Genomic DNA, 25,053 nt, shown 5'->3' on the forward strand with positions numbered 1-25,053 from the left:
CCGACACCCACCCCAACGGGAATTGCACCATGAGCAAAAAGCCGAAAAAGCACGGGCCCAACAAGGCCAAGTCCATCGTCGCCCAGCCCCTGTTCCGATGCCGACAAGAACGACCGAACAAGGGCAAAGGCAGCTACCGCCGCGAAGCCTTCCAATCGAGAGATTGGGAGGCTTCGTACTTTTTGGCAGCATGAAAGCATCGCGAGCGCAGGCATGGTATGGTCGGCACCTGACCTGCAATTCTGGATCTGTGCATGCTTCTCAGTCTTCGCCCTCGCTGGAAAACCCGCCAACTGATCGTGGCATCCAGCCTCATCCTGCTCGTCGCCTGCGCGGAGAAACCCACCGCCGCCGACGCCCTGCCGCTGGCACCCGCCCAGCCCGCCCCGGTAGTCACGCTGCCTACCGCAACGCCTGACGTCAGCACTGAAATCCAGCCTCTGCAAACCTTCGCCCAGTGGCAGGCCGGTTTCCGCCAGCAAGCCCTGCAAGCCGGTATTGCGGCCAACACCTTCGACCGTGCATTCCTTGGCGTGACGCCAGACATGGACGTGATCAAGGCTGACCGCAGCCAACCTGAATTCACCCGTCCGGTATGGGAGTACCTCGAAGGTGCCCTGTCGCCGCTGCGCGTACGCAACGGCAAGAAGCTGCTGGAGCAGAACGCCGAACTGTTGAGCCGCATCGAGCAACGATATGGTGTCGACCGCCAGGTGCTGGTCTCGGTATGGGGCATGGAGAGCAACTTCGGCCAGTTCCAGGGCAACAAGTCGGTGATCCGCTCGCTGGCTACCCTGGCCTATGAAGGCCGCCGCCCACAGTTCGCCCAGGACCAACTGATCGCTGCCCTGCAAATCCTGCAGAACGGCGACATCCAGCCAGACGCCATGCGCGGCTCCTGGGCCGGTGCCATGGGCCAGACCCAGTTCATCCCGACCACCTACAACACCCATGCAGTGGATTTCGACGGCGATGGCCGCCGGGATATCTGGAACAGCACCCCCGACGCCCTGGCCTCCACCGCTCACTACCTGCAGAGCTCGGGCTGGAAACGCGGCCAACCGTGGGGCTTCGAGGTCCAGCTGCCGGCCGACTTCGATTACTGGCAAGCTGATGGCGCGCTGCGCAAGCCTGTCTACGAGTGGCTGCAGATGGGCGTGAAACTGCCCGCCGGCACGCAGTTGCCTTCGGGCAGCAACCAGCTGTCTGCCGCACTCCTGCTGCCGGCCGGCGCACGCGGCCCGGCGTTCCTGGTCCTGGACAACTTCCGCGCGATCCTCAAGTACAACAACTCGTCGTCCTATGCCCTGGCCGTGAGCCTGCTGGGGGACCGTTTCAGTGGCTGGGGCTTCATCGCCGGCAGCTGGCCGAAGGAAGACCTGCCGCTGAGCCGGACCGAGCGCGTTGAACTGCAAAACCTGCTCAACGCCAGCGGCCATGAAGCAGGCAATGCCGACGGCATCATTGGCGCGAACACCCGCAAGGCCATTCGTAATGCCCAGCAAGGGCTGGGATGGCCGGCGGATGGGTATCCGACGCACAAGTTGCTCGAGAGCCTGCGTCAGCAGTGATTCTGGAGGAGTGCTTTGCACTCCATCGCCGGCAGGCCGGTTCCTACAGCGCACGTGTGTATCCGTAGGCGTCTGCTTGCCGCCGATTAGCCCGCAAGTCATCCACAAACCCACCGCACTCGCGTAAACTGCCAGCCTTCGCGCAGCCTCGGGCTGCCCCTGTCGATTTACCAAAGGTGCCCGCCATGCCTTGGCTGCAAGTACGCCTGGCCATCAGCCCGGAACAAGCCGAAACCTACGAAGACGCCCTGCTCGAAGTGGGCGCCGTCTCGGTGACGTTCATGGACGCCGAGGATCAACCGATCTTCGAGCCCGACCTCAACACCACCCCACTGTGGTCGCACACCCATCTTCTGGCCCTGTTCGAAGCCGACGCCGAGCCGGAGCATGTGTTCGCCCACCTGCGCCTGCTGACCGGCGATACGTTGCCCGAGCACCACGCCGAAGTGATCGAGGACCAGGACTGGGAGCGTAGCTGGATGGACAACTTCCAGCCGATGCGCTTCGGCCAGCGCCTGTGGATCGTGCCAAGCTGGCACGAGGCGCCCGAGAAAGACGCGGTCAACCTGCTCCTCGACCCCGGCCTGGCATTTGGTACCGGCACCCACCCGACCACCGCCCTGTGCCTGGAATGGCTCGATGGCCAACAGCTCAAAGACTCCCAGGTGCTGGATTTCGGCTGTGGCTCGGGCATCCTGGCCATCGCCGCGCTGCTGCTGGGGGCCCGTGAAGCAGTCGGCACCGACATCGACGTACAGGCCCTGGAGGCCTCGCGCGACAACGCCCAGCGCAACGGCATCGCCGATGAGCGCCTGGCCCTGTACCTGCCTGAAGACATGCCGGCCATGCAGGCCGACGTGTTGGTCGCCAACATTCTGGCCGGCCCGCTGGTTTCGCTGGCACCGCAGTTGTCTGGCCTGGTTCGTCCAGGTGGCCTGCTGGCCCTGTCGGGCATTCTCGCCGAGCAAGGCGAAGAAGTGGCCGCTGCCTACGCCGCCGACTTCGAGCTGGACCCGATCGTCGTCCGTGACGGCTGGGTGCTCATCAGTGGTCGCCGCCGATAGGCAGGCCTAGAATAAGTCTCTGCACAGCTCCCGGATTGCCGCATGACCGACAGTTTCGTCACCCAGTGCCCGCATTGCCAAACCAGCTTTCGCGTCACCCATCACCAGTTGAGCGTGGCGCGCGGCGTAGTACGTTGCGGCCACTGCCTGCAGGTGTTCAATGCGGCCAAGCAACTGTTGGAGCAAAACCGTGCTGGCGCCGCTCGCGCGCCCGTACCGCCAGCAGAGCCTGTCGCGGCACCTGCTCTCGCGCCGCTACCGCCGGTCAGCGAGCCTGCTGCCGAGCCGCAAGACTGGGCTGCCACCGCGCAAGCGCTGGACGCACTCGACCTGGACCAGGAACTGGCCCGACTCGAGCGACGTGGCCAACCGGCAGAGCCACACATCCCGAACAGCGACAGGGCACTGCACGCCCGTCGTGACGAGCCCGCCCCGCCCGATCTGGCAGACGAGCCGTTCGGCAACGCCATCGACGAACCACCTGAACCGCTCGAACCCCAAGCTGCGGCCGAGCCTGCCCCCGTCTTGCTGGAGCAGGAGCCACTGGAACGGGAGCCTGAACCCGGCGACCGCACCGAGCCGACCCTGGGCACGACCCTGGACCTGGATTTCGACGACGAACCGCCAGCGCGCTCAAGCACCGAGGTCGAGCCGCAAGAGACCTTCAGCGAGCCGCTCTCGGTAGCCGAGGATGAAGTCCACGTCAAAGGCCTGAGCGCCCGTGACGATGACGACACCGACCTGCACCTGTCGGCCCGTGACGACGAACCGTTCGAGCCGGTGCCGGGCGAGCGCATCGAACCCGACCTGGTCGCCAAGGCCGAGCGCCCGGCGCGCAAGGAACCCCTGGTCGATGTGGTCGACGACCCGCTGCAACTGGACTGGGAGAAACCCCGACCCAACTGGGGCAAACGTCTTTTGTGGGGCCTACTGACGCTAGTGGCCGCAGGCCTGCTGGCCTTCCAGTACATCTGGTACCACTTCGACGAGATGGCCCGCCAGGACCAGTACCGTCCTTGGTTCCAGCAAGTCTGCCCGCTGCTGGGCTGCGAGGTGCCGACCCGCGTCGACATATCCCGCATCAAGAGCAGCAACCTTGTGGTGCGCAGCCACCCCGACTTCAAGGGTGCACTGATCGTCGATGCGATCATCTACAACCGCGCGCCCTTCGCGCAGCCATTCCCGCTGCTGGAGCTGCGCTTTGCCGACCTCAACGGCCAGTTGATCGCCAGCCGTCGCTTCAAGCCCAGCGAGTACCTCTCCGGGGAGCTGGCCGGGCGTGGCGAAATGCCCAGCCAGACCCCGATCCACATCGCCCTGGACATTCTCGACCCGGGCCCCAAGGCCGTGAACTACAGCCTCAGCTTCCGCTCTCCCGAGTGACCGGCGGTGTCGGGCCGGCATCTTGCCGGCGCTGGCCTGCTGTCGCAAACCTTCGGGCATAAGGCCGCAGCTGTTCAGATTTTATCCAAATCCATCTTTATCCGGTCACCGAGAGCGGGTATCATGCCAACCCTTTTTCGGACTCCAATGATTCGGCCCCACAACAGGGAACACCTATGTCGGCGGTACGCATCGGCCCTTATACACTGCGAAACAACCTGATCCTTGCTCCTATGGCCGGGGTTACGGACCAACCTTTCCGCACACTTTGCAAGCGCTTGGGCGCAGGCATGGTGGTATCGGAAATGGTGACCAGCGACATGAGCCTGTGGAACAGCCGCAAGTCCAGCCTGCGCCGCATCCATGAAGGCGATCCCGAGCCTCGCTCGGTCCAGATCGCCGGGGGTGACGCGCAGATGATGGCAGCGGCGGCCCGGGCCAACGTCGAAGCTGGCGCCCAGATCATCGACATCAACATGGGCTGCCCGGCAAAAAAAGTCTGCAACAAAGCCGCAGGCTCTGCTTTATTGAGAGATGAAGCCTTGGTCAGCGAGATCCTCCACGCCGTAGTCGGTGCAGTGGATGTCCCGGTGACGCTGAAAATTCGCACGGGTTGGGACCGGGCGAGCAAGAACGGCCTGAACGTGGCGAAAATCGCCGAGCAGGCCGGCATCCAGGCGCTGGCGGTACATGGCCGCACACGCGCCGACCTGTATACCGGCGAAGCCGAATACGACACCATCGCTGCCATCAAGCAGGCGGTGTCGATCCCGGTTTTCGCCAACGGCGATATCACTTCGCCAGAAAAGGCCCGGGCGGTGTTGGACGCCACCGGCGTCGACGGCCTGTTGATTGGCCGGGCTGCCCAAGGGCGGCCTTGGATCTTTCGCGAGATCGAGCATTACCTGAGGACTGGCCAGCAGTTGCCAGCCCCCACGCTGGACGAAGTGGAACGCATCCTGCTGGAGCACCTGGCCGCGCTGCATGCCTTCTATGGCGATGTAATGGGCGTACGTATCGCCCGCAAGCACGTCGGCTGGTACCTGGCAACAAGACCCGGTGGCAAGGAGTTTCGCTCCCGGTTCAACGCTTTGGAAGACACACAAGCGCAGTGCGCCAACGTTCGCGCCTTTTTCAGCGAGCGTCGACAGAGCCTTGAGACAGAGGACGGACAAGGGGTGGCCGCATGACGATGATGACCGAGACATTAGTGAGTGGAACAACGCCCGTGAGCGACAACGCCAACCTCAAACAGCACCTCAACACGCCGAGCGAAGAGGGCCAGACCCTTCGCGACAGCGTCGAGAAGGCGCTGCACAACTACTTCGCCCACCTGGAAGGCGCTACCGTTACGGACGTGTACAACCTGGTGCTCTCTGAAGTCGAGGCGCCCCTGCTCGAATGCGTGATGAACTACGTCAAGGGCAACCAGACCAAGGCCAGCGAGATGCTCGGACTCAACCGTGGCACCCTGCGCAAGAAGCTCAAGCAGTACGACTTGTTGTAAAGCCAGAATCCCAATCAGAAAAGGCGGCCTCTGCAAAGGGACGCCTTTTTTGCTGACTCCACCGCGTTATTGGAACCCGAAATGACCGACCAGACTACCCGCCTGCCAGTCCGCCGCGCCCTGATCAGCGTCTCCGACAAGACCGGTATCCTCGAATTCGCCCGTGAGCTGCAACAGCTCGGTGTCGAGATCCTGTCCACCGGCGGCACCTACAAGCTGCTCAAGGACAACGGCGTGAACGCGGTGGAAGTGGCCGACTACACCGGCTTCGCCGAAATGATGGATGGCCGGGTCAAGACCCTGCACCCGAAAATCCACGGCGGCATCCTGGGCCGCCGCGGCATCGACGATGCCATCATGAACGAGCACGGCATCAAGCCGATCGACCTGGTCGCCGTCAACCTGTACCCGTTCGAAGCCACCATCGCCAAGCCGGGCTGTGACCTGCCAACCGCCATCGAGAACATCGACATCGGTGGTCCAACCATGGTCCGTTCGGCCGCCAAGAACCACAAGGACGTGGCCATCGTGGTCAACGCCAGCGACTACGCCAGCGTCCTTGAGAACCTCAAGGCCGGTGGCCTGACCTACGCCCAGCGCTTCGACCTGATGCTCAAGGCCTTCGAACACACCGCCGCCTACGACGGCATGATCGCCAACTACATGGGCACCATCGACCAGGCCAAAGAGACCCTGAGCACCGAAGGCCGCAGCGAATTCCCGCGCACCTTCAACAGCCAGTTCGTCAAGGCCCAGGAAATGCGCTACGGCGAGAACCCACACCAGAGCGCGGCGTTCTACGTCGAGGCCAAGAAAGGCGAGGCCAGCGTTTCCACCGCCCTCCAACTGCAGGGTAAGGAGCTGTCGTTCAACAACGTGGCCGACACCGATGCCGCGCTGGAGTGCGTGAAGAGCTTCGTCAAGCCAGCCTGCGTCATCGTCAAGCACGCCAACCCATGCGGCGTGGCCGTCGTCCCTGAAGACGAAGGCGGCATCCGCAAGGCCTATGACCTGGCCTACGCCACCGACACCGAGTCGGCCTTCGGCGGCATCATCGCCTTCAACCGCGAGCTGGACGGCGAAACCGCCAAAGCCATCGTCGACCGTCAGTTCGTCGAAGTGATCATCGCGCCGAAAATTTCCCAGGCCGCCCGTGAAGTGGTTGCCGCCAAGCAGAACGTGCGTCTGCTGGAGTGTGGCGAGTGGCCTACCGAGCGCGCCGCCGGTTGGGACTTCAAGCGCGTCAACGGTGGCCTGCTGGTGCAGAGCCGCGATATCGGGATGATCACCGCCGATGACCTGAAGATCGTCACCAAGCGCGCCCCGACCGAGCAGGAAATCCATGACCTGGTGTTTGCCTGGAAAGTGGCCAAGTTCGTCAAGTCCAACGCCATCGTCTACGCCAAGCAGCGTCAGACCATCGGTGTCGGTGCTGGCCAGATGAGCCGCGTGAACTCCGCCCGTATCGCCGCCATCAAGGCGGAGCATGCCGGCTTGCAGGTTCAGGGTGCGGTCATGGCATCGGATGCGTTCTTCCCGTTCCGTGATGGCATCGACAATGCGGCTAAAGTGGGTATCAGCGCCGTGATCCAACCCGGTGGCTCGATGCGTGATGCCGAGGTGATTGCTGCTGCTGACGAAGCCGGCATCGCGATGGTCTTCACCGGCATGCGCCACTTCCGCCACTGATTTACGGCAATCGGCCGCACTGAAGCAGGTATCTGCTGCGTTGGGGCCGGTTCCGCTGATGCTCATTGCCAGAAGGCAACTACGCTCATCGGAACCGGCTTCGCCTTGCATCCACCTGCTTTACTGCGACCTCGCAAAGCGAGAGGCAACCACTCTCGTTCGACAGATTTCGAGGTTTTGACATGAAAGTTTTGATCATCGGCAGCGGCGGCCGTGAGCACGCCCTGGCCTGGAAAGTCGCCCAGGACCCACGCGTCGAGAAAGTCTTCGTTGCCCCAGGCAACGCTGGCACCGCCATCGAAGCCAAGTGCGAGAACGTCGCCATCGACGTCTGTGCCCTGGAGCAATTGGCCGATTTCGCCGAGAAGAACGTCGACCTGACCATCGTCGGTCCTGAAGCACCGCTGGTTATCGGTGTGGTCGATCTGTTCCGCAGCCGTGGGCTGGACTGCTTCGGCCCGACCAAGGGCGCGGCCCAGCTCGAAGGCTCCAAGGCCTTCACCAAGGACTTCCTCGCCCGTCACAAGATTCCGACCGCCGACTACCAGAACTTCACCGAGATCGAGCCTGCCCTGGCCTATCTGAAGGAGAAGGGTGCGCCAATCGTGATCAAGGCCGACGGCCTGGCTGCAGGCAAAGGCGTGATCGTCGCCATGACCCTGGAAGAAGCCGAAGCCGCCGTGCGTGACATGCTGGCCGGCAACGCCTTCGGCGACGCGGGTTCGCGCGTGGTGATCGAAGAGTTCCTCGACGGCGAGGAAGCCAGCTTCATCGTCATGGTCGACGGCCAGAACGTGCTGCCAATGGCCACCAGCCAGGACCACAAGCGCGTCGGCGACAAGGACACCGGCCCGAACACTGGCGGCATGGGTGCCTACTCCCCTGCCCCGGTGGTCACTGCCGAGGTGCACCAGCGTGTGATGGAGCAGGTGATCTGGCCGACCGTGCGGGGCATGGCCGAGGAAGGCAACGTCTACACTGGCTTCCTGTACGCAGGCCTGATGATCGACAAAGCGGGCAACCCCAAGGTCATCGAGTTCAACTGCCGCTTCGGCGACCCGGAAACCCAACCGGTCATGCTGCGCCTGGAGTCGAGCCTGGTGCTGCTGGTCGAGGCCGCCTTCGCCAAGGCCCTGGACAAGGTCGAGGCCCAGTGGGACCCGCGCCCGAGCCTGGGCGTGGTGCTGGCAGCAGGCGGTTACCCAGGCGACTACGCCAAGGGCGACGTGATCAGCGGCCTGGAAGCAGCGGCCAAGATCGAAGGCAAGGTGTTCCACGCCGGTACTTCGCTCAAGGATGGCCAAGTGGTGACCAACGGTGGCCGCGTGCTCTGCGCCACGGCGATGGGCAGCACGGTTGCCGACGCTCAGCAGCAGGCTTACCGCCTGGCCAAGGAAATCAGCTGGAACGGTAGCTTCTACCGGACCGACATCGGCTACCGGGCCATTGCCCGCGAGCGCGGTGAGCACCAGCAGTAAGCATTACCGAATCGCCGTGGTGCCCTGCGCCCACGGCCTTCGGCTCGTCGACAGGCTCTGGCCAAGGCCTTGCCTTCGACTTGGCGCGCCGCGCATAGTTAATACCCGGCACATCAGCTAAGAAGGGATTTCGTCGTGCGTCGGCTTCGGATTGCCACAGCCCTGATCGTCAGCTTGCTGACCTTGCTCTGCCTGCTTCCGGCTTCGGCCGAACAAGGCGGAGGCTGGTCGGTTCTGCTCGATGAACAGGCCAACCTGCAATTGAGCGATGTGCGCTCCGATCGCTACCGCAGCCAGTTCAGCCCCATCGCCCTCGGCGACCTGGATGCCGCGCCCGCGGAACAGGCCCTGTGGCTGCACTACCGGCTGGAGCCTGGCGACCAGGAACAACTGCTGCGGGTGTTCGCCCCGGACCTCTCACGCCTCGACCTCTATGCCCTCGACGGCGACCAATTGCTCCGTCAGCTGCACCATGGCCCCCAGGCCGGCAACGCCAGCCCGACCCTGCGCGGCAGCGACCATGTCTTACCTCTGCCCAACCGCCAGCAGCCGCTGGATATTTACCTGCGCCTGGTCTCCGAGCACCAGCTGCGCCCGGCCATCAGCCTGGAGCCCGCCGCGGTAGCAGCCTCCGACCAGGCTCAGCCCTTGCTGTTCGGCATGCTGTTCGGCGGTTTGGTGATGCTCATCCTGCACAACCTGATCCGCTTCCTCTACACCCGCTCCAGCACCACCCTGGTGCTGGCCCTGTATCACGGCCTGATGCTGCTCAGCGGCCTGATTCTGCTGAACCTCAGCGGCCCATGGTGGCATTTGTGGCATAGCGCGCAGACGCCGGCGGCCTACCTGACCCTGGTCCTGGCAGGGCTGGCCGGGCTGTACTTCACCCAGCATTTCTTTTCCCCCTGCAGCTCGCCACGGCTCAACCGCTTGTTGCAGGGCGAGATACTGGTCACGGCGGTCAGCGGCCTGGTCCTGCTGTTCGTCGATACCCTGCCGCTGAACCTGATGACCTATGCGCTGCTGTCGCTGGGCAGCGTAAGCATGCTGCTGGTGAGCAGCTACCACTGGTACAAGGGTTATGGGCCAGCGCGCCTGTTCAGCCTCGCCATGGTGATCTACAACCTCTGCGGCCTGGTACTGCTTCCGGCACTGCTCGGGCTGACCCGCACCTCGACCCCCTGGCTGCTGTGCATCCTCATGGCCATGACCGTGGCCAGCGGGTTGCTGCTCAACCTGGCCGTCAGCGAACGCCTGCGCCGGATGAGCGAGGAACGCTTCAGCGCCAGCCGCGCGCTGGCTGCCAGCGATGCCGAAATCAATGCCAAGGCCGAGTTCCTGGCCAAGATCAGCCACGAGATCCGCACCCCCATGAACGGCGTGCTGGGCATGACCGAGCTGCTGCTAGGCACGCCGCTGTCGGTCAAGCAGCGCGACTACGTGCAGACCATCCACAGCGCCGGCAACGAACTGCTGACCCTGATCAACGAGATTCTCGACATTTCCAAGCTCGAGTCGCGGCAGATCGAGCTGGACGATGTGCAGTTCGACCTCAATGCCTTGATCGAAGACTGCCTGAACATCTTCAGGGCCAAGGCCGAACAGCAGAACATCGAGCTGATCAGCTTCACCCAGCCGCAGGTGCCACGCGTCATCAGCGGCGACCCGACCCGCCTGCGCCAGGCACTGTCGAGCCTGCTGGAAAACGCCCTGAAGAACACCGACCAGGGCGAGATCCTGCTGGTGGTGGCGCTGGACCAGCGCGGCGAGGCACCACGCTTGCGCATCGCCGTACAGGACAGCGGCGAGCCACTGCCGGCCGCAGAGCGCGAAGCCCTGCTGCAGGCCGAGCTGCACAGTCATCACTTCCTGTCGAGCAACAAGCTGGGCGGCCACCTGGGCCTGGTCATCGCCAAGCAGCTGATCGGCATGATGCAGGGCGAGTTCGGCATCAAGAGCAGCACCAACATGGGTAACACCCTGTGGCTGACCTTGCCGCTGGACCCTTCGCGACTCGAACAACCGCCCACCGACCTCGACGGCCCGCTGCGCGATGCCCGGGTGCTGGTGGTCGACGACAACGACACCTGCCGCAAGGTCCTGGTGCAGCAATGCAGCGCCTGGGGCATGAATGTCAGCGCCGTGCCTTCGGGCAAGGAGGCGCTGGCCCTGCTGCGCACCAAGGCGCACCTGCGCGACTACTTCGACGCTGTGCTGCTGGACCAGAACATGCCTGGCATGACCGGCATGCAGCTGGCCGCCAAGATCAAGGAAGACCCGAGCCTGAACCACGACATCCTGGTGGTGATGCTCACCGGCATCAGCAATGCACCGAGCAAGGTCATTGCCCGCAATGCCGGGGTCAAGCGAATCCTGGCCAAGCCCGTGGCGGGCTACACGCTCAAGACCACCCTGGCCGAGGAACTGGCGCAACGCGGCCGCGAACAGGCCGTGTCCATACCGATGCCCGGCGCGGCGCCAGCACTTGAGCTGCCCCGCGATTTCCGCGTGTTGGTGGCCGAGGACAACAGCATCTCGACCAAGGTGATCCGAGGTATGCTCGGCAAGCTGGACCTGGAGCCAGATACCGCCAGTAACGGCGAAGAAGCCCTGCAAGCCATGAAGGCACAGCGCTACGACCTGGTCTTGATGGACTGCGAGATGCCGGTACTGGACGGGTTCTCCGCGACGCAGCAACTGCGCGCGTGGGAGGCCGCCAACCAACGCCAGCGCACGCCGGTGGTGGCATTGACCGCGCATATTCTGGCCGAGCACAAAGAGCGTGCGCGCCTCGCTGGCATGGACGGGCACATGGCCAAGCCGGTGGAGCTCTCGCAATTGCGCGAGCTGATCCAGTACTGGGCGAACAACCGTGAGGCCCAGGCGGATACTGCGCATACCTCGTGATGTGCAGGGCCTGTCGCGCCTACACGGGCGATGGGGGCGCTGATACACTCCCCACACCCTTCCTGCCATGGACCTTGCCATGCTCCATGAGTTGTTCAGCGTCTACCTGAAGATGCTCGTGCTCTACAGCCCATTCTTCGTGCTGTCGTGCTTTATCGGTCTGACCCGCGGCTATTCCAGCAAGGAACGCAAGCAACTGGCATGGCGCGTGGCCTTCGCCGCGCTGGTCGCCAGCGTGCTGCTGTACCTGTTCGGGCGGGTGATCTTCGGGGTGTTCGGCATCACGGCCGACGCCTTCCGCATCGGCGCCGGCAGCGTGCTGTTCATCTCGGCATTGGGCATGGCCCAGGGCAAGCCGGCGGTGCAGGCCGACAACGTGCAACAAGACGTGACCATCGTGCCACTGACCATCCCCCTGACCGTTGGCCCCGGCACCATCGGTGCCTTGCTGGTGATGGGCGTGGGCCAACCGCATTGGGACGACAAGCTGCTGGCCATCGTCAGCATCGCCCTGGCCAGTTTCACCGTCGGCCTGGTGTTGTACCTCTCCAACAGCATCGAGCGGATTCTGGGTGACCAGGGCTTGCAGATCGTCAGTCGCCTGATGGGGCTGTTCGTCTGCGCCCTTGCGGCGCAGATCATCTTTACCGGAATCAAAGGTTATCTGTTGCCCTAGAGCTTCAAGTCCTCGATAAGCTGGCGATCCTTGGACAGCACCCGCGACAAGACCAACTGCTTGTGCTGGTCCCTGAACAAACGCAGGTTGAACCGTATCAATTCGGCACTGTGTGCATGAAGTGCCATTTTCAACTCCCCCTTGGCGAACAAGAGGTTCTTGTAGCTGTCCAGTTCGAGCATCTCCATGTGGAACAGCACCATGTCGTAGACGTCACCCGCTCTGCGCACACAAGGCATCAGCTGAATCTGGGTCTTGTTCTGCTCTCTCATCCGCGTTTCGAAGCGCTTGATCAACGTCGGATCGCGCTGCAATGCCAGGATGGACCGTTCCGCGACAGCCAGGTGCTCCGGCCTACCCACTTGCCCGATTCGCGACAATGCCCGTTCCAGTATCCGCTCTCGGCTTGGGCCTGGGTGTCTTACGATAGGCGCAGGCGTCGCATCCCATCCAAGAAAACACAGTTTGCGCCGGTAGTTGGTAAACCAGTCCAGACACAGCGGTTCCTCCTTCTCCTCCGTCGCCACACGGTGTGCAAAGCGGACCACCAACAGAATGTCCTCTCGCGCCTCACGGCTGACATCGGAAGAAAACGGCATGATGCTGCTTTCGACAACCGTGCCGCATAACGATAAAGGGTTCAGGTCAGACATCTTCCAGTACCTCCAGGTCGCATACCGGGCGGGACATCGGAAAGCCAGTCCCGATGTCCCGCCCCGCAAATCAGTCGAGTTTGAGTTCAGCCAGCACTTCACGCGCCTTGGCATCGAGTTTCAGCTCGATCAGTTCGCGGGCATTGTTGTAACGGCGGCGGCTGAAGCTCAGCGAAGCGGCGCAGGCATAGGTCGTGGCGCCACGGTGCTCCCATTTGCCCAGCAGGGTTTCGCCTTTCCTGTCGGGAAGTTCATCGTTCTGCAGGGCGCAGACCAACATGACCACCTCACCACTTTCCGATTGAGCGCACTTGCACAGGCTGATGCTCACCCGGTCGTCTTCACGCGTGCGGGTACCCAGGAGCTTGATGATCTTGCTGTCCTGAAGCGCCTCCATGACGGCGCCACCCAGGTCCTTGAGGCTTTGCCTGATATCGCCGGTCGCCGACCCGTATGCAGACTGAAGCCCCTGGTAGAACAGGTTGCTCATCTCGACGTACGACCCGGACTCCGTAACCTTGTTGACTTCGTACTTGAGTGCCGTCCAACCCGTCGCCCCCATGATCCGCAGGTATTCTTCGAACCAGGCCTCCACCTCCTTGGTGGGGTGATATTTCTTGTTGGCGGCCTGGGTGGCCAGGGCATGGCTGTCGCGACTGGCTTCGCGAACGAGCTCGGTGACGTTGTCGCTGAACACGAACAGGTTTTCGTCGGCGAGCAGTTGAAGTGTCTGTTTCTCGCGGGTGGCGGTCATGTGGCGGATCTCCGTGATAGGGGGGGTGAGCCCTTGCGGCCCACCCACAAACCTACCGATCGCCAGACACCTTGCCCTGCCTGAAATGCTTCCTCGACGGCAGCTGTTCCAACCGCTTACGGTTTGCTGCCGTACCAGCGCGGGGTGTAGGTCCACAGCCCCCCGTCCGCACGCTCGAAGGTGCAGGTGGTGGAGGATCCGATCAATACCATGGTGCGCATGTCGACCATTTCTGGCACCAGTTCGGCCAAAGGTACGACCTTGAGCGTCTGCCCGGGCCTACCAACGTCGCGACCGAGGACTACAGGCGTGTTCCCCTCCCGATGCTGACGCACGATCTCCAGGGCACGCCCCAACTGCCAAGGTCGCGAGCGCGAGATGGGGTTGTAGAACGCCAGGACAAGGTCGGCCTGCGCCGCCAGGTCCAGACGTCGCTCGATGATCGACCAGGGCTTTAGGTTGTCCGACAGTGACATCACGCAGAAGTCGTGCCCCAACGGCGCGCCAGCCTGCGCGGCAGTGGCCAACGAAGCGGACACACCCGGCAGGATCTCCAGGTCCACGCGATGCCAGGCCGGGTCGGTCGATTCGTGCAGGGCTTCCAGTACGGCGGCAGCCATGGCGAATACCCCTGGGTCGCCCGACGACACCACCACCACCGAGCGCCCCTGGGCGGCCAGTTCGAAGGCGTGGCGAGCACGCTGCATCTCTTCGCGGTTGTCGGTGCAATGCAGAATCTGGTCGCCACGGAAGGGGCCGGCCATGCGCACATAGGTCTCGTAGCCAAGCACATCCTGGGCGCGGGCCAGTTCAGCCTTGACCGCGGGAACCATCAATTCGGCGGCGCCAGGCCCCAGTCCTATGACCGCAAGGCGGCCACGGGGGCGGCCGACCTGGGTGACATCCACGGGCGACGGGGCCAACGCGATGACCACACCGCCTTGTTCGATCAGGCGTGCTCCAGGCAAGGCAGCACTCGCCAGGTCCGCCAGGCCGGACACCCTCGGGGCGAAGCGCAGCGCAACGCCGAGCGTCTGCGCGGCCTCATGCAGGGACGGCTCTGCCATGGCCTGCTCGGCCACCAGCAAGCAGGCCAGTGACGGCTCGGCGATGCCTGCAGCCCCCAAGGCAGCACGCACCTGCTCGACCAGAGCCGGCCCAACGGACTCGATGGCGACCACTACCGAGCGGGCGTGGATCAGTAATTCATCACGGCTGGCCGGACGCGCCTCGCACCCTACGTGAATGATGCGCTGCGCGGACTCACTGGCCGGCAGCTGAACCTGCGCAAGCCACGGGGCATCGCCTTCGACACGTACCGTCTCGCCAGCCAGCAGGTCCGAAACGAAACGCTTGCCCTGCTCGATGTCCGCCAGCGCATACCCCTCGGGTGGGTTCAACAGGCAGGTGCCGAATCGCAACTCGCCGCTGGTGGTGATCGCCGCAGGCACACCCAGTGCCTCGCCAATCTCGCGGGCCATGACATTGACCCCGGCCAGACCGCCCAGCAGTGGCACCACCGTACTGCCATCCTCGGCGACCGCCAGCACGGGCGGCTCGACGCCTTTCTCCGTGAGCATGCTGGCCAGGCTGCGAATGACGATGCCGGCCGCGCACAGCGCGATGATCGGCGTGTCCTGCTGGTACAAACCACGCAAGGTGTCGCCAAACGACGCATAGCTATGGTCGGTGCCTTCGACCCGCCCGCTCAGGCCATGGATCGCAGCACCAGGGTAAAGCCCCTTGATCCGCTGCGCCGTGGCCAGGCTGCCAGGGCCCAGAAGGATGATCGCAGGCGCCTTGTGCATGTTCATCCCTGCCATTTTTCACCCGGCACGATAATCAACGAGAAGTACGGCGACGACTGCGGATCGACCTCATCCAGCGGCACGATCTTCTGATTGGCCATGGTCGCGCGCTCGACATACAGCGCACGACCGTCCAGGCCCAGTTCAGCCAGCACCTCGCGCACCTTGGGGAAGTTGCGGCCAAGCTTCATGATCACCGCTGCGTCGGCGTCGGCCAGGCGGCGCTTGAGCGCTTCGGCCGGCAACACGCCAGACAGTACCGACAGGCTCTGGTTGCGGTACACCAGGGGAGCACCCAGCACCGAAGCCCCCCCTAGCATCGAGCACACCCCCGGAATCACTTCGGTGTCGTAGCGCTCGGCCAGCCGGTCGTGCAGATACATGTACGAGCCATAGAAGAACGGGTCGCCCTCGCAGATCACCGCCACGTCACGGCCGGCATCCAGGTGCTCGGCCACCTGTACGCTGGCTTCGTCGTAGAAATCGCTGATCACCTGCTCGTAGGACAAGGGTGCTGGCAAGGCTTCGGTGGTCACCGGGTACACCAGCGGCAGCAAGGTCTGCTCAGGTTGCAGGTGCGCCTCGATGATGCCGAAGGCATTGCCACGCTTCCCCTTGGCCACGAAGTAGCCAACCACGGGCGACTCGCGCAGCAGGCGCAGCGCCTTGACGGTGATCAGTTCAGGGTCGCCAGGGCCCACGCCCAGGCCCAGCAGACGTCCGCGCGGCGTCATCACTCCACCTCCGTGGCCAGGGCGTTGACCGCGGCGGCGGCCATCGCACTGCCGCCCAGGCGGCCCTGCATGATCACGAACGGCACGCCACGGCTGTCGGCGGCAAGCATCGCCTTGGATTCGGCGGCACCGACGAAGCCGACCGGGAAACCGAGGATCAACGCAGGCTTCGGTGCACCAGCGTCGAGCATCTCCAGCAGATAGAACAAGGCGGTCGGCGCGTTGCCGATCACCACCACGCTGCCCTCAAGGTAAGGCCGCCACAGCTCCAGCGCCACGGCAGAGCGGGTATTACCGGCATCCTTGGCCAGGCCCGGCACGCTTGGGTCGCGAAGGGTGCAGATCACCTGGTTGTTGGCCGGCAGGCGCGCACGGGTGATGCCTTCGGCCACCATGTGCGCGTCACACAGGATCGGCGCACCGTTGGCCAGGGCCTGGCGCCCGGCGCGGCCCGCGCCTTCGGAGAACTGCAGGCCATCGATGGCGTCGACCATGCCACAGGCATGAATCACCCGCACGGCGAGCTTTTCGAGATCTGCGGGAATCCGCTCGAGCCGGGCCTCCTCACGGATGATCCGGAAGGAATTGCGATAGATCTCCTGACCATCGCGGATGTAGTCAATCATCAAGGTGCTCCGTCGGCAGGTCGAGCATGGCGCCTGCTTCGTTCAAGGTGAGGTTGGCGGCGCGCAGGGCACCGAAGCCCGGCAGGCGCGCATCGCGCAGGTAAAGGTCATAACGGCCCGGCGAGCGGGCCAGCAGCGTGGCTGGGGCGACGTGGGCCATGGCGCAGGATCGCGGGCAGCCAGACAAATGCACGCTGCCAGGAGCGCCTGGGCGCAACAGCGAGGCCAGGGCAACGGCATCGGCCTTGGTTTCGGCCTGGGCCTTGGCGCAGCCGCTGGCACCGGTGCAGGCGGTGATTCGGGCCAGGGGAGCCTGGCTGTCGCACAACAGGCCGGTGGCTGCGAGCGCCGCCAGCGCCTGATCGCTGCGGTCGGCAGCGATACTGGTCAGCACCAGGCTTTGCCAAGGGCTCATGCGCAGGCTGCCATCGCCCATTTCGCGGGCAACCTCTGCGGCGCCGCGCAGCATGTGGGGTGTCAGTCGCCCCAGCGGCGGTGCAACGCCCAGGGCAATGCCTTGGGCCTGGGGTAGAACGCCCAGCCGGGGACTGGCGCGGCCTGTCCGCCTCCAGCTCAGCACGGCGGCATCGTGGCGGATATCCAGTCCGAGCCCATCGATGAACGCCTGGGGCGTGCAGCTTTTCAGCAATTGACGCATACGCGACTGCTCGGGGCTGGCCAGGTCGAGGAAGCGCTCCAGCACGGCACGCACCAGGGCCAAGCCCTGCGCCACCGGCACGGCGCCCAGCACTTGCCCATCGACCAGGCTGCCCGCCAGGCCAAACGCCAACCAGGTGCGATGCTCCAGGCGCACGGCCGACAGCCACAGGTCGTGTGGATGCTCAAGCATGGCCAGGCCCTCGCCGCCATCGAGCTGCACGGCGAACTTGGCGGAGAGCTGATGCAGGCGCGGGGTGCTTTCCAGCATCTGGAGGATCTCCAGCGCCAAGGGCCGCACATCCAGCAACATTGCCGGGTCATGCCCGGCCAGAGGGCTGAGCATGACGTTGCGCACATCGTCGCCAGCTGCCTCGCGCGGGCCGAGCCCGGCAGCCAGCAGGCTGTCGATCAAGCCGCTCGGATCGCGGCCAATGCCGCGAATCTGCAGGTTGCCCCGGTTGGTCGCCTCGATCACACCACCGGCATAACGCTCGGCTGCCGCCGCAACGGCTTCGGCCTGGTCGGCCAGCAGCAGGCCACCGGGCAACTTGATCCGGCAGATTCCACCGTCAAGCGCACTGACGATGCGCCACAACCCCGGACAAGCCGAGGGACGGGGTGAAACTTCGGGGGCGTTGGGCTGCTTCAATGGGGCGTCCGGCAATCTGCGAAAATGCGCTTGAGTGTAGAAGGCGCGGTATTATGCCTGCTTTGTCCGGCGGCATGAAAAGCCGGTGGTCTTGTGACGTGGTTTGGGGTCGGTGCACAACCCCGAAAATAGTGAAGAGGAACCCATGGCCCCCTGGCTGACAGTAGTAGGTATCGGCGAAGACGGATTCAGCGGTCTGGGCAAGCACGCCCGGCGCGCCCTGCTGAGCGCTTCGCGGATCATCGGCAGCCCGCGCCAGTTGGCCCTGCTGCCACGCTGCGTGCCTGGCGAGCGCCAGCCATGGCCTGCCCCCTTCTCCCTGGCCCCGGTCCTGGCCCTGCGCGGCGAGCCGGTGTGCGTGCTGGCCAGCGGCGACCCCATGTTCTACGGCGTCGGCGCCAGCCTGGCGCGACAGCTCCCCGCCGACGAGATGCAGGTGCTATCGATGCCCTCGTCCTGTGCCCTGGCCGCCGCCCGCCTCGGCTGGCCATTGCAGGAGGTGCAGGTGGTGTCGGTCGTCGGCCGGCCCCTGGCAACGCTGAACGCTCATCTGCACAGCGGTGTGCGCCTGCTGGTCCTGAGCAATGACGGCAGCAGCCCCGGTGCCATCGCTGCTTTGCTGCGCGAGCGGGGTTTCGGCCCCAGCCGCGTGCAAGTCTTCGAGCATCTGGGTGGCGTCGAGGAACGTCGCTTGTCAGCGACGGCCGAAGACTGGCCTGATGCACAGGTTGCCGCACTCAACCTGGTCGCCATCGAGTGCATCGCGACCCCGCATGCGTTGCGCCTGCCTCGGGTCGCCGGGCTGCCCGACGGGGCTTTTCGCCATGACGGCCAACTGACCAAACGCGATGTCCGCGCCATCACCCTGGCCCGCCTGGCACCGCAGCCGGGCGAGCTGCTGTGGGACGTGGGCGCGGGGTGCGGCTCGATTGGCATCGAGTGGATGCGCGCGCATCCTGCCTGTCGGGCACTGGCCATCGAAGCCGACGAAGGGCGGCAAGGCTTCATCGAACATAACCGCGACGCGCTGGGCGTGCCTGGGCTGCAGTTGATCCGTGGCAAGGCACCCGACGCCCTGCAGGCACTGGAGCGCCCCGACGCGATCTTCATCGGCGGCGGCGTCACCCGTGAGGGCGTATTGCCGCTGTGCTGGGAGCGTCTGCGGCCTGGTGGGCGCTTGGTCGCCAACGCCGTGACCCTGCAAAGCGAGTTGGCCCTGGCCCACTTCCGCGAACAGCACGGTGGCGAACTGACGCGTATCCACATCGCCCAGGCGCAACCTCTGGGCCGCTTCGACACCTGGCGCCAAGCCCTGCCAATCACCCTGCTCGACGTGGTGAAGCCTGCCGATGCGTGAAGAAACCCAAGAACAACCAGCCCCCCTGCGCAGCGGCCTGACCACCGGCAGCTGCGCCACGGCCACCAGCCTGGCGGCGGCGCGCCTGTTGCTGACCGGTGAGTGCCATGATGCGGTGAGCATTACCTTGCCCAAGGGCAAAGTGGTGCAGATGCGCCTGGAGTTTTGCCGGCGCAATGACCAAGGCGCTGAAGCCGGTACCCTGAAGGATGCAGGCGACGATCCGGACGTCACCCATGGGGCGTTGCTCTACACCCAGGTGCGTTTACTGGCGGAGCCAGGCATCCGCTTCGTCGCGGGTAAAGGCGTCGGCACGGTCACGCGACCTGGGCTGGTACTGGCGGTAGGCGAACCTGCGATCAACCCGGTGCCGCGGCGCATGATCAGCGAGCACCTGCAACAACTTGCCAGCGACTGTGCCTACGCTGGGGGCTTCGAGGTCACGGTCAACGTGCGCGACGGCGAACAGCTGGCGCTCAAGACCATGAACCCACGGCTGGGCATCCTGGGGGGCTTGTCGATTCTCGGCACCAGCGGCATCGTCCGGCCGTTTTCGTGCTCCGCCTACATTGCCTCGATTCACCAAGGCATCGACGTCGCCCATACCAACGGATACACCCACATCGCCGCCTGCACCGGCAATGCCAGCGAGGACACCATACGCCGCGTCTACGGCCTGCCGGAAATCGCCTTGATCGAGATGGGCGACTTCGTCGGCGCGGTGCTCAAGCACCTGCGCAAAGTGCCGGTAGCCCAGGTGACCTTGTGTGGCGGCTTCGGCAAGATCAGCAAGCTGGCGGCCGGGCACATGGACCTGCACAGCCGCCATTCGAGCATCGACCTGCCGCAACTGGCCGGCTGGGCGGCGGACATCGGTGCCGACCCGGCACTGCAAACCGCCATCGTCGCCGCCAACACCAGCCAGCAGGCGCTGGCCCTGGCCCATGCCCAAGGCATAGCCCTGGGTGATGCAGTGTGTGACCACGCCCTGGCCTTTGCCCGCAGCGTGGTGCCCGCGCAGGTGCGAATGGAAGTGATCGCCATCGACCGGCAAGGCGGCATCGTAGGCCGCGCGGGTACCTTATGAGCGGACGCATCCTGCTGCTCGGTGGCGTCACCGAGGCCCTGGCCATCGCCCGTCGACTGGGCCCCGAGCACGTCTACAGCTTGGCCGGTATAGGCCGTGTGCCCCAGGACCTGACTTGCCAGGTGCGCGTCGGCGGCTTCGGGGGAGCCGAGGGACTGGCGCGCTACCTGCGCGAAGCAGGCATTACCCTGCTGATCGACGCCACCCATCCCTATGCCGCACAGATCAGCCAGAACGCGGCAAGCGCCGCCCGCGCCACCAGCACCCCGTGCTGGGCCCTGCGCCGCCCGGCCTGGCAGCCTCAGCCTGGCGATGACTGGCGCGAGGTGGAAAACTGGGCGGACCTGATCCAGGCTCTCGCCCCTTTCCGCCGCCCGCTGTTCACCTTGGGCCGCGAGCCCTTGCAACATCTGGAGGAGATACCGGCTGGCCAGTTCTGGACACTCCGCGCCCTAGAGGCCTGCCCAGGCAATGCGCGCTGCGAGGTGATCGGCGCACGCGGGCCGTTCGACATCGCCGGTGAGCGAGCGTTGTTCGATCGTCGGGACATCGATGTATTGGTCAGCAAGAACAGCGGCAGCGTGGCCACCGAGCCAAAGCTGGAAGTGGCGCGGGAACGGGGGGTGCCGGTACTGGTCCTGAAACGCCCGCCGTTGCCGAAGGCAGAGCGCGAATTCCACTCGGCAAGCACGCTGCTTGAGGCATTGGGCTTGCCAAGCACCGACCGCGCGGCGGATCTGCCGAAGCGCGGCCAGCCGGAAAGCCAGGTGGGCGAAGACTTTCAGCGTTAGCTGTGCGGCGTCGAAGCTGGATTCGGTCAGCGGATCGAAGCGAAGCGTCCAGGGGTACTGCGTCACTTCACCGCACCCCGCCATTTTTACCTATACTCCGCCGTACAATAGCCACCACGATTCCTGACCGGATCTCTCCATGCCCCCACGTCGGCACATCGCCTGGATAGCCTGCCTTGCAGTGCTGTTCAACCTGCTGGCCATGCCGCTGTCCTCTGCTGCGCCCAAGGGCCCTGCTGAGCAGCTGCTGTGGGGGGCTTTCTGTTCCAGCATGGCGGGCAAGGCCAAGGTCGATGTCCAGGCCCTGGCCAAGATCGACCTGGGTACGCAAAGCGACGACCACTCCAACATGCAGCACTGCTGGTGCTGTTCGGGCGCCGCGCCCTTGCTTGCCCTGCCGGGCTATCCGCCGCAATTGCACAATCCGCCCACCGTGCTTGCCGGGCTCGCGCCTCAGCTTGCCGCGTACCAACCTACGCCCCGCCAGCTTTGGCCCGCGCTCAACCCCCGAGCCTCTCCCCTGGTCTGAGTTCATCACGCTTTCGCTTCGAACCCGATCAGAACGGAGACATGCCCATGCTCGAACGCACCCTCATGCTGGCTGCCCTGCTGCTGCCTGGCGCCTACGCCAATGCCCACGAGTACACCGTAGGCGACCTGCACATCGCCCACCCCTGGTCGCTGGCGCTACCGCCGAACGCCCCCAACGTCGCGGCCTATTTCGTCGTCCACAACAATGGCAAGGCCGACGATCGCCTGCTCGGCGTCGACAGCCCGATCAGCGATGATGCGCAACTCCACGAGCACGCCCAGACCAGCGGCGGCACCATGAAGATGCAGCAGGTGCCAAGCGTAACGGTACCTGCGGGCAAGGACCTGACCTTCGCCCCTGGCGCCTACCACGTGATGCTGATGCAACCGAAAGAACGCAGCCTGCTCAGCGACGGCAAGCGCTTTCCATTGACCCTGCACTTCGAGAAGGCCGGCGACATCACCGTCGATGTGGCCGTGCAGAAGCAGCCACCGACGGACCAGCCGCAGGCCCACGAACACGCGCACTGACGCCAGCTGACAGGCGCTCGCCACCATGAGCCTGCCACGTAACAGCCTCAGCCGTACCACCCGCCCTGAACGCAGGCGCGTCGGTGGCGGTTGGCTGAGCCTGTTCGCCATGTGGATGATCTTCATCGGCCCGCTGATTTCCCAGTCGATGCCGATGGATCACCACGCCGGCATGAGCATGCCGATGGCGGCTGCCCATCAGCATGACGGCGATACACATCACGGCATGGGCAACGATGGCCAGTTGCATGTGATGTGGGAAAAATGCGGCTATTGCAGCCTGCTGTTCAACTGCCCCGCCCTGCCGCAAACCCTTAGCCCGCTCAGCGTAGCCAGCACAGCGCCCTCCACCTTCATCCTTGCACCCACGCGCCAGGGCCATGCCCGGCAGGCCGTGTTCCCCGGCGCACGCAGCCGCGCGCCGCCCCTTTCGATCAGCGTCTGAACCCCCGATATCGCCCGGAGCCAGGAGGCTTCGCGCTTACTCATGACTGATCGACTGGAATCATTATGTCCGGCTGCACCCCTGTATTCACTCCCGCCGTCTGCGGGACCCTCGCCGCACTGTGCGGCTCGTTGCTCGCCCCCATGGCCTTGGCCGCCGATACCGGCCATGAAGGCCATGAAGCGGAACTGAGCCCGACGGTGATCACCGCCGTAGCGCCAAGCTCGCCGCTGACCGTCGTCACCCATCCGAAAGACCCTCGCCAACCGGTGCCGGCCAGCGATGGTGCCGACTACCTCAAGACCATTCCCGGCTTCTCGGCGATCCGCGCCGGCGGCACCAATGGCGACCCCGTACTGCGCGGCATGTTCGGCTCACGCCTGAACATCCTCACCAACGGCGGCGTGATGCTCGGCGCTTGCCCCAACCGGATGGACGCGCCGACCTCCTACATTTCGCCGGAAACCTACGACCGCCTCACCGTCATCAAAGGCCCGCAAAGCGTGATCTGGGGCCCCGGGGGCTCGGCTGGCACCATTCTCTTCGAACGCGATCCGGAACGCTTCGGCACCCTCGGCAGCCGCGTCAACGCCAGCCTACTGGCCGGCTCCAACGGCCGCTTCGATAAGGTCCTCGACGCCGCGGCTGGCAACAGTCTCGGTTACGCTCGCTTCGTCGGTAACCAGTCACGCTCGGACGACTACAAGGACGGCAATGGCGACACCGTGCCGTCTCGCTGGGACAAATGGAACGGCGATGTGACCCTTGGCTGGACGCCAGATCAGGACACCCTGCTGGAGCTTACCGCCGGCAAGGGCGACGGCGAGGCACGCTACGCCGGGCGGGGCATGGATGGTTCGCAGTTCAAGCGCGAGAGCCTAGGCCTGCGCTTCGAGAAATCCAACCTGGGCGAGGTGCTCGACAAAATCGAGGCGCAGGTCTACTACAACTACGCCGACCATGTGATGGACAACTACAGCCTGCGTACTCCGTCAGGCACCGGCATGATGGCCGGGCCGATGGCCGCCGCTGTCGAACGCCGCACGCTGGGGGCACGGATCAAGGCCACCTGGCGCTGGGCCGATGTGCAACTGATCAGCGGCATCGACGCGCAGACCAACGAGCACCGCGCGCGCAGCGCAATGGGCGTGGACACCTACAAGGACAAACCCTGGGACAAGGACGCCGACTTCCACAACTATGGCGCCTTCGGCGAACTCACCTGGTACGCCACCGGCGAAGACCGCCTGGTCACCGGCCTGCGCCTGGACCGTGCCTCAGCCAGGGACTTTCGCGAGGACAGCGCCACCCAGGGCAACACCCGTGCCGACACCCTTCCCAGCGGCTTCGTTCGCTACGAGCACGACCTGGCGGCGTTGCCAGCCACCACCTACATCGGCCTCGGCCATGCCCAGCGCTTCCCCGATTATTGGGAGCTGTTCTCCCCGGACCAGGGCCCAACCGGCTCGACCAATGCCTTCGACAGCATCAAGCCTGAGAAAACCACCCAGCTCGACGTTGGCATCCAGTACCGCGACGAGCGCCTGGAAGCCTGGGCCTCGGGATATATCGGGCAGGTACGCGACTACATCCTGTTCGACTATCGCACCGGCATGATGGGCATGAGCAGTACCCAGGCACAGAACATCGACGCCCGCATCATGGGCGGCGAACTGGGGGCGGCCTACAAGCTGACCGAAAACTGGAAGGCCGACGCCACCCTGGCCTACGCCTGGGGCAAGAACAGCAGCGACGGCAAGGCACTGCCGCAAATGCCACCGCTGGAGAGCCGCCTGGGCCTGACCTACAGCCGCGACACCTGGAGCGTCGGCGCCCTCTGGCGCCTGGTCGCCGAACAGAACCGTATCGCCGAGAACCAGGGCAACGTGGTGGGCAAGGACTATCAGAAAAGCGCGGGCTTCGGCGTGTTCTCGCTCAACGGCGCCTACAAGGTGAGCCACAACCTCAAGCTCAGCGCGGGGGTCGACAACCTGTTCGACAAGGCCTACGCCGAGCACCTGAACCTGGCAGGGAATGCCGGGTTCGGCTACCCGGCCAGTGATCCACAGCCGGTGAACGAGCCAGGCAGGACCTTCTGGACCAAGGTCGATTTCAGCTTCTGACAATAACAACGGGCGCGGCTTCGGGCGCG

At 64.7% G+C, this 25,053-nt stretch carries 23 protein-coding genes; 17 read left to right on the forward strand and 6 right to left on the reverse strand.

What is annotated here, in order from left to right; all coding sequences use genetic code 11:
* Positions 1–29 precede the first annotated feature (29 nt).
* The 10 genes from arfA to C4Q26_RS08735 all read left to right on the forward strand — a co-directional run bounded on the left by arfA (position 30) and on the right by C4Q26_RS08735 (position 12,275).
* On the forward strand, positions 30–194 hold the full coding sequence (gene arfA / locus C4Q26_RS08685; RefSeq protein WP_023378548.1) for an alternative ribosome rescue factor ArfA: 165 nt from the start codon (positions 30–32) through the stop codon (positions 192–194).
* Positions 195–254: 60 nt separating this feature from the next.
* A complete protein-coding gene (locus C4Q26_RS08690) occupies positions 255–1,571 on the forward strand; it encodes a lytic murein transglycosylase (protein WP_104882993.1) in 1,317 nt (438 codons plus the stop codon).
* Positions 1,572–1,756: 185 nt separating this feature from the next.
* Complete coding sequence (prmA, locus tag C4Q26_RS08695; protein WP_104882994.1) at positions 1,757–2,635, forward strand: 50S ribosomal protein L11 methyltransferase; 879 nt, start codon at positions 1,757–1,759, stop codon at positions 2,633–2,635.
* Between the two features lie 42 nt (positions 2,636–2,677).
* Positions 2,678–4,018, forward strand: coding sequence for a DUF3426 domain-containing protein (locus C4Q26_RS08700; protein ID WP_104882995.1), 1,341 nt, complete (start codon positions 2,678–2,680; stop codon positions 4,016–4,018).
* A gap of 176 nt (positions 4,019–4,194) precedes the next feature.
* Complete coding sequence (dusB, locus tag C4Q26_RS08710; RefSeq protein ID WP_027907988.1) at positions 4,195–5,208, forward strand: tRNA dihydrouridine synthase DusB; 1,014 nt, start codon at positions 4,195–4,197, stop codon at positions 5,206–5,208.
* Complete coding sequence (gene fis, locus C4Q26_RS08715; RefSeq protein WP_011535876.1) at positions 5,205–5,525, forward strand: DNA-binding transcriptional regulator Fis; 321 nt, start codon at positions 5,205–5,207, stop codon at positions 5,523–5,525. Before dusB ends, fis begins: the two co-directional genes overlap by 4 nt.
* A gap of 81 nt (positions 5,526–5,606) precedes the next feature.
* On the forward strand, positions 5,607–7,214 hold the full coding sequence (gene purH, locus C4Q26_RS08720; RefSeq protein WP_104882996.1) for a bifunctional phosphoribosylaminoimidazolecarboxamide formyltransferase/IMP cyclohydrolase: 1,608 nt from the start codon (positions 5,607–5,609) through the stop codon (positions 7,212–7,214).
* 182 nt (positions 7,215–7,396) lie between these two features.
* On the forward strand, positions 7,397–8,692 hold the full coding sequence (gene purD / locus C4Q26_RS08725; RefSeq protein WP_023378542.1) for a phosphoribosylamine--glycine ligase: 1,296 nt from the start codon (positions 7,397–7,399) through the stop codon (positions 8,690–8,692).
* 135 nt (positions 8,693–8,827) lie between these two features.
* Positions 8,828–11,599 carry a hybrid sensor histidine kinase/response regulator gene (locus C4Q26_RS08730; RefSeq protein ID WP_023378541.1) on the forward strand — a complete coding sequence of 924 codons (2,772 nt, stop codon included), beginning with the start codon at positions 8,828–8,830 and terminating at the stop codon, positions 11,597–11,599.
* 79 nt (positions 11,600–11,678) lie between these two features.
* On the forward strand, positions 11,679–12,275 hold the full coding sequence (locus C4Q26_RS08735; protein ID WP_023378540.1) for a MarC family protein: 597 nt from the start codon (positions 11,679–11,681) through the stop codon (positions 12,273–12,275).
* On the opposite strand, the gene C4Q26_RS08740 is transcribed toward C4Q26_RS08735, so the two are convergent.
* From C4Q26_RS08740 to cobG, 6 genes are all read right to left on the reverse strand, one after another.
* Complete coding sequence (locus tag C4Q26_RS08740; protein ID WP_104882997.1) at positions 12,272–12,928, reverse strand: hypothetical protein; 657 nt, start codon at positions 12,926–12,928, stop codon at positions 12,272–12,274. The two genes, C4Q26_RS08735 and C4Q26_RS08740, sit on opposite strands and share 4 nt — an antisense overlap.
* 70 nt (positions 12,929–12,998) lie before the next feature.
* Positions 12,999–13,682, reverse strand: a complete 684-nt coding sequence (locus C4Q26_RS08745; protein WP_023378538.1) for a hypothetical protein — start codon at positions 13,680–13,682, stop codon at positions 12,999–13,001.
* Positions 13,683–13,798: 116 nt separating this feature from the next.
* A complete protein-coding gene (cobJ, locus tag C4Q26_RS08750) occupies positions 13,799–15,505 on the reverse strand; it encodes a precorrin-3B C(17)-methyltransferase (protein WP_104882998.1) in 1,707 nt (568 codons plus the stop codon).
* Positions 15,493–16,224, reverse strand: a complete 732-nt coding sequence (locus C4Q26_RS08755) for a precorrin-2 C(20)-methyltransferase (RefSeq protein ID WP_177429830.1) — start codon at positions 16,222–16,224, stop codon at positions 15,493–15,495. Before C4Q26_RS08755 ends, cobJ begins: the two co-directional genes overlap by 13 nt.
* Entirely contained in the window at positions 16,224–16,850 is a 627-nt protein-coding gene (locus C4Q26_RS08760; RefSeq protein WP_023378535.1) for a precorrin-8X methylmutase, read from the reverse strand. The genes C4Q26_RS08755 and C4Q26_RS08760 overlap by 1 nt, the downstream gene beginning before the upstream one ends.
* Positions 16,843–18,174, reverse strand: coding sequence for a precorrin-3B synthase (gene cobG, locus C4Q26_RS08765; protein ID WP_027907984.1), 1,332 nt, complete (start codon positions 18,172–18,174; stop codon positions 16,843–16,845). The genes C4Q26_RS08760 and cobG overlap by 8 nt, the downstream gene beginning before the upstream one ends.
* A gap of 130 nt (positions 18,175–18,304) precedes the next feature.
* On the opposite strand from cobG, the gene C4Q26_RS08770 reads away from it, so the two are divergent.
* The 7 genes from C4Q26_RS08770 (at position 18,305) to C4Q26_RS08800 (ending at position 25,024) form a co-directional block, all read left to right on the forward strand.
* A complete protein-coding gene (locus C4Q26_RS08770) occupies positions 18,305–19,516 on the forward strand; it encodes a bifunctional cobalt-precorrin-7 (C(5))-methyltransferase/cobalt-precorrin-6B (C(15))-methyltransferase (RefSeq protein WP_027907983.1) in 1,212 nt (403 codons plus the stop codon).
* Positions 19,509–20,603: a cobalt-precorrin-5B (C(1))-methyltransferase gene (locus C4Q26_RS08775; RefSeq protein WP_023378532.1), complete on the forward strand. Its 1,095-nt coding sequence runs from the start codon at positions 19,509–19,511 to the stop codon at positions 20,601–20,603. The genes C4Q26_RS08770 and C4Q26_RS08775 overlap by 8 nt, the downstream gene beginning before the upstream one ends.
* Positions 20,600–21,394 (forward strand): cobalt-precorrin-6A reductase, encoded by a 795-nt coding sequence (locus C4Q26_RS08780; protein ID WP_104883000.1) that lies wholly within the window; start codon positions 20,600–20,602, stop codon positions 21,392–21,394. Before C4Q26_RS08775 ends, C4Q26_RS08780 begins: the two co-directional genes overlap by 4 nt.
* 139 nt (positions 21,395–21,533) lie before the next feature.
* A complete protein-coding gene (locus C4Q26_RS08785; RefSeq protein ID WP_023378530.1) occupies positions 21,534–21,923 on the forward strand; it encodes a DUF2946 domain-containing protein in 390 nt (129 codons plus the stop codon).
* Positions 21,924–21,970: 47 nt separating this feature from the next.
* Positions 21,971–22,456, forward strand: a complete 486-nt coding sequence (locus C4Q26_RS08790; protein WP_023378529.1) for a copper chaperone PCu(A)C — start codon at positions 21,971–21,973, stop codon at positions 22,454–22,456.
* A 25-nt stretch (positions 22,457–22,481) separates the two neighbouring features.
* Positions 22,482–22,901: a DUF2946 domain-containing protein gene (locus C4Q26_RS08795; protein WP_104883001.1), complete on the forward strand. Its 420-nt coding sequence runs from the start codon at positions 22,482–22,484 to the stop codon at positions 22,899–22,901.
* Positions 22,902–22,966: 65 nt separating this feature from the next.
* Entirely contained in the window at positions 22,967–25,024 is a 2,058-nt protein-coding gene (locus tag C4Q26_RS08800) for a TonB-dependent copper receptor (protein WP_027907982.1), read from the forward strand.
* The last annotated feature ends 29 nt before the right edge of the window (positions 25,025–25,053 follow it).

Source organism: Pseudomonas sp. SWI44, from assembly GCF_002947915.1.
Lineage (GTDB): Bacteria > Pseudomonadota > Gammaproteobacteria > Pseudomonadales > Pseudomonadaceae > Aquipseudomonas > Aquipseudomonas taiwanensis.

Coding starts and splice junctions, on each gene's coding strand:
- arfA (WP_023378548.1), top strand. CDS start 30: ATGAGCAAAAAGCCGAAAAAGCACGGGCCCAACAAGGCCAAGTCCATC.
- C4Q26_RS08690 (WP_104882993.1), top strand. CDS start 255: ATGCTTCTCAGTCTTCGCCCTCGCTGGAAAACCCGCCAACTGATCGTG.
- prmA (WP_104882994.1), top strand. CDS start 1,757: ATGCCTTGGCTGCAAGTACGCCTGGCCATCAGCCCGGAACAAGCCGAA.
- C4Q26_RS08700 (WP_104882995.1), top strand. CDS start 2,678: ATGACCGACAGTTTCGTCACCCAGTGCCCGCATTGCCAAACCAGCTTT.
- dusB (WP_027907988.1), top strand. CDS start 4,195: ATGTCGGCGGTACGCATCGGCCCTTATACACTGCGAAACAACCTGATC.
- fis (WP_011535876.1), top strand. CDS start 5,205: ATGACGATGATGACCGAGACATTAGTGAGTGGAACAACGCCCGTGAGC.
- purH (WP_104882996.1), top strand. CDS start 5,607: ATGACCGACCAGACTACCCGCCTGCCAGTCCGCCGCGCCCTGATCAGC.
- purD (WP_023378542.1), top strand. CDS start 7,397: ATGAAAGTTTTGATCATCGGCAGCGGCGGCCGTGAGCACGCCCTGGCC.
- C4Q26_RS08735 (WP_023378540.1), top strand. CDS start 11,679: ATGCTCCATGAGTTGTTCAGCGTCTACCTGAAGATGCTCGTGCTCTAC.
- C4Q26_RS08740 (WP_104882997.1), bottom strand. CDS start 12,928: ATGTCTGACCTGAACCCTTTATCGTTATGCGGCACGGTTGTCGAAAGC.
- C4Q26_RS08745 (WP_023378538.1), bottom strand. CDS start 13,682: ATGACCGCCACCCGCGAGAAACAGACACTTCAACTGCTCGCCGACGAA.
- cobJ (WP_104882998.1), bottom strand. CDS start 15,505: ATGGCAGGGATGAACATGCACAAGGCGCCTGCGATCATCCTTCTGGGC.
- C4Q26_RS08755 (WP_177429830.1), bottom strand. CDS start 16,224: ATGACGCCGCGCGGACGTCTGCTGGGCCTGGGCGTGGGCCCTGGCGAC.
- C4Q26_RS08760 (WP_023378535.1), bottom strand. CDS start 16,850: ATGATTGACTACATCCGCGATGGTCAGGAGATCTATCGCAATTCCTTC.
- C4Q26_RS08770 (WP_027907983.1), top strand. CDS start 18,305: ATGGCCCCCTGGCTGACAGTAGTAGGTATCGGCGAAGACGGATTCAGC.
- C4Q26_RS08775 (WP_023378532.1), top strand. CDS start 19,509: ATGCGTGAAGAAACCCAAGAACAACCAGCCCCCCTGCGCAGCGGCCTG.
- C4Q26_RS08780 (WP_104883000.1), top strand. CDS start 20,600: ATGAGCGGACGCATCCTGCTGCTCGGTGGCGTCACCGAGGCCCTGGCC.
- C4Q26_RS08785 (WP_023378530.1), top strand. CDS start 21,534: ATGCCCCCACGTCGGCACATCGCCTGGATAGCCTGCCTTGCAGTGCTG.
- C4Q26_RS08790 (WP_023378529.1), top strand. CDS start 21,971: ATGCTCGAACGCACCCTCATGCTGGCTGCCCTGCTGCTGCCTGGCGCC.
- C4Q26_RS08795 (WP_104883001.1), top strand. CDS start 22,482: ATGAGCCTGCCACGTAACAGCCTCAGCCGTACCACCCGCCCTGAACGC.
- C4Q26_RS08800 (WP_027907982.1), top strand. CDS start 22,967: ATGTCCGGCTGCACCCCTGTATTCACTCCCGCCGTCTGCGGGACCCTC.